The organism is Mycobacterium sp., assembly GCF_049280035.1.
GTDB lineage: Bacteria > Actinomycetota > Actinomycetes > Mycobacteriales > Mycobacteriaceae > Mycobacterium.
This window is the reverse complement of record NZ_JBAPPI010000523.1, coordinates 1-3,299: the sequence shown is the minus strand read 5'-3', so window position 1 is coordinate 3,299 and position 3,299 is coordinate 1. Positions and strand designations below refer to the sequence as shown.

At 66.1% G+C, this 3,299-nt stretch carries 3 protein-coding genes and 1 pseudogene; all 4 read right to left on the bottom strand.

The features are described from left to right. Positions 1-154: pseudogene (locus tag WAN71_RS16925) on the bottom strand (AAA family ATPase); the annotation flags it as partial. Beyond that, positions 151-1,284, bottom strand: coding sequence for a DUF4350 domain-containing protein (locus WAN71_RS16920; protein ID WP_422226440.1), 1,134 nt, complete (start codon positions 1,282-1,284; stop codon positions 151-153). The pseudogene WAN71_RS16925 and the gene WAN71_RS16920, both read right to left, overlap by 4 nt. Then, positions 1,281-1,934, bottom strand: a complete 654-nt coding sequence (locus tag WAN71_RS16915) for a DUF4129 domain-containing protein (RefSeq protein WP_422226439.1) — start codon at positions 1,932-1,934, stop codon at positions 1,281-1,283. The genes WAN71_RS16920 and WAN71_RS16915 overlap by 4 nt, the downstream gene beginning before the upstream one ends. A gap of 13 nt (positions 1,935-1,947) precedes the next feature. Further along, entirely contained in the window at positions 1,948-3,159 is a 1,212-nt protein-coding gene (locus WAN71_RS16910; RefSeq protein WP_422226441.1) for a hypothetical protein, read from the bottom strand. Positions 3,160-3,299 lie beyond the last annotated feature (140 nt).

Sequence of the window (3,299 nt, the reverse complement as noted above, 5' to 3'; positions counted from 1 at the left end):
CGTGGCCGCGGCATAGCAGCGCGATCACCAGCCCGGTGACCACGGCGTCCTGCCCGACGACGGCTTTGCCGATCTCGCCGCGCAACGCCAGTAACGCATGACGCGCCGATTCCGCCACCGGCGGTTGGGCGGAGGTGGGGCGCGATTGAGTCATCGTTTTGCGACCTGCCTTTCGATGTCGTCGAGTGCGTGGGCAAGCTGGACCAAGTCAGCATCAGAATCCGGCGACGGGCCAAAGAGAATGTGCCGCACCGACTCTGCGTGAAATCCGCTGCGTTGCGTAACGGCGATCACCACCGCAGGCGCCGATGTGTCGGTGCTCAGGCCGAGCCGGGGTAGCAGTCGCTGCAGAGTGCCGGCGCGCAAAGCTTGTGCTGCGCGATCGCGGGCTCGCCGCGACCGGTATAACCGGCCGCGGCCCTCCACCGTCTCCGACGCGCGCACGACCACCGGTAGCTCCTCGGCCACCAGTGGACCGATTCGACGACCCTGCCACAACGCAATCAGCAGCACTGCCAGCCAGAGCTGCACAACCATCCAGCTGACGTTATCCGGGATCAACCCGAAGATTGTTGTCGAACCCGAAGATTCGCCTTCAACCCGCTGCGGGGCGTACCACACCAGGCGGGCATGCTGGCCGGCCAGATTCATGGCCAGTGCGGCGTTACCGGCATGCAGCAGGCCTCCGTTGGTCATGAAGTCGGTACTGCCGACCACTGTCACGGTGCGGTCGCCGTCGCGGTAGCGGACCAGCGCTCCGCCATAGCAGCTGGTAACCGTCCGGTCACCGGCAGCATGAAAAGTATTGGACAGCCCGAAGTCCACCGATCCAGCCCGATTAGCCTCGCGCAGAGCGCAATTCGGTTGGGCGTCGGGCACGCCGGCGCCGCTGCTGCGGATACCGGAGGCGAGGGCCTCGCGGGCATGCGAGGTCGGCTCGACCAGCAGCAGATCGCCTGGCGTAGCGGCCAGCCGCTGCAGCAGTGATTCGCTGTTGACGCGCTGGGTCTGGGCGAACAGCAGTAATGTTCCAGGATGTGCTGCGTTTTCCACATCGGCAATGCTGGTGGCGACCACAACGGTGACGCCGCGGTCCCGCAGCAGCGTGACTAACGCGTGCGCGCCGCCGGGTCCGGTCGAGGCCGGGTCCATCCGCCCTCCGGGACGCGGTGCCGTCAGGTAGGCGCCGGTCGCTGCCACCACGCAGACGGCGGCCACCACGAGTAGCGCCCACCGCCATGAGCGTCGTGGGCGCACTGGGATTGTCGTGCCCGCGGCAGTCATCGAACCGGCGCCCATGCGTCGACTGGGCCGGGCTGATCCAGCCCGGGTCTGCCGGCCGCAGACCGGAATCGCAGGTGGTCATCGAGGGCGACAATCGCCTGGTAGGCAGCCGGTGTCCCCGGTCTTTCGCCATAGGTGACGTCGTTGAATGCGGTTGCTGCTTGGGATAATTCGAACGCAAGATGAGGTATGCGAGCGCCCGCATCGCGGGCCAGTTCGTTCGCGGTACGGCCAGGAGCCGGCTCCAGTACGTCGGTCTCCTCGAGACCACGGGCCACCGCACGCAGCCGATGTCGAATCGCTGCGATCCAATTGCCTTCGGCGGCGAAGCGTTCCGCGGCAGCACGATGCTGGTCGGCGCTGAGCTGGCCGGTATCGAAGAGCTGATAGTCGTCGGCGTTATGGGTTCGCATGGTGCGCCGTGCGACGCGGACGGCGACAACTATCGCGACAATCAGCAAGGCAAGCAGGACGCTGACGGTGAACCATCCGCCCGGTACGGTAGAGCCTTTTTCGATAAGGCGGAAGAGCAGCTCGTGAATCCATTCATGCACCCGCTGGGCCACCGAGCCGTTGGCGTAGATCGGTTTGTCGAGCTCGCGTTGGGCGGCCTGGTGTGCGGTATCGCGGTCGACGTCGATGGCGGGCAACTTCGGCTCGTCCCTATACCGGCCGGGTCAGCCATAGATAGTCGGTGGAAGCCGCTGGCCGGGTGTGCGCAGGGCCGCCGGCGGCGCCGGTCTGCAGGACCAGATCGAATGCCTCGGCCCGGATCCGGCGGTCGGTGTAGAGCAAGACAACGACGCCCGCGCTGAATGGAGCGGTGATAATCCGGCCGATCGCCGATCCGACAGCCCCCACGGTCGCGCCGATCAGCGGAGATCCACTGGCTCCGACCAGCAGGGGTCCGACGAAATTGAACGGCGCTGCGACCGCATTAGCGACCAACACCACCACCACCCAAGTCAGCAACCGGATGCCGAGCACTCGCCAAAAGCTGTTGCGGACCAACGTAAATGACCGCGTGATCGCATCGATCACCGGTAGCCGCTCCAGCACTATCAGCACCGGCGCGAACGACAGCACCGTGTAGAAGTAGACCACCGTCGCTATCGACGCCAGTGCCAGGGGCAAACCGACAACAACGGCCGCCGCCGCGTTGCCGGCAGCGCCGACCGCTGCGATGGTCAGCCCCACCAGGCCGGCCAGCAATATCAGCCCAACCGATTCCACCGCCACCAGGCCGATCAAGGCGGGCAGCCGCCCGCGAATCTTGACCCATGTTTCGCCGGGGCCGATTGTTGAGCCGAACACCGCCCGGCCCACAACAACCGTGAGAATGCCGCTGAGCAGTACACCGGCCAGCCAGCCGACCAGGACGGCGAGCGCACCTGACATCGTCCAGGCCGCGATGTCACCCCCGGTCAGGTCGTCGGGCGGGGCTGTTCGTAATCGGCTAGCAGCAGCCAAGGGTCCGACGGCGGCGATCAACGTGATGATTTGCGTAACCACCACGACGATCGCAGTCAGCCCCAAGGTGGCCTTTGCGTTGGTCCGGATGTAAGCGGCCGCGCCATTGAAAATGTCACCGACGTTCAACGGCCGCAACGGGATTATCCCGGGCGTGAGCGTTCCGAAGCGGTTCGGTGGCGCACTGCTATAGCGGGGCGGCACGGCATAACCCGATGCAGGCGGATAGGCCGAAGGCGGGTAGGAGCCGTAACCGGGCGGTGGGTAATTGGCGGGTCGGCCGTAGCCAGGCGGCGGGTACCCCGGATAGCCCGCTGGCGGGTAGGCCGGGGGCCCGTAGCCGAGCGAGGGGTAGTCCGGGTAATCCAGGTAATCCGGGTAATCGGGCGGCGGCGCGCTCACCAGGTAGAACCGCCGTGGTCGTCGACCATGGCTCCATACTGTCGAGCACCGGGTCATTTCTCAACGTCGTGCCATGCGCGCGGTGCCGCGCTCTGTTGCTGGTGTACCGCGTAGCGTCTCAGCCATGGCGGAACTCAAATCCC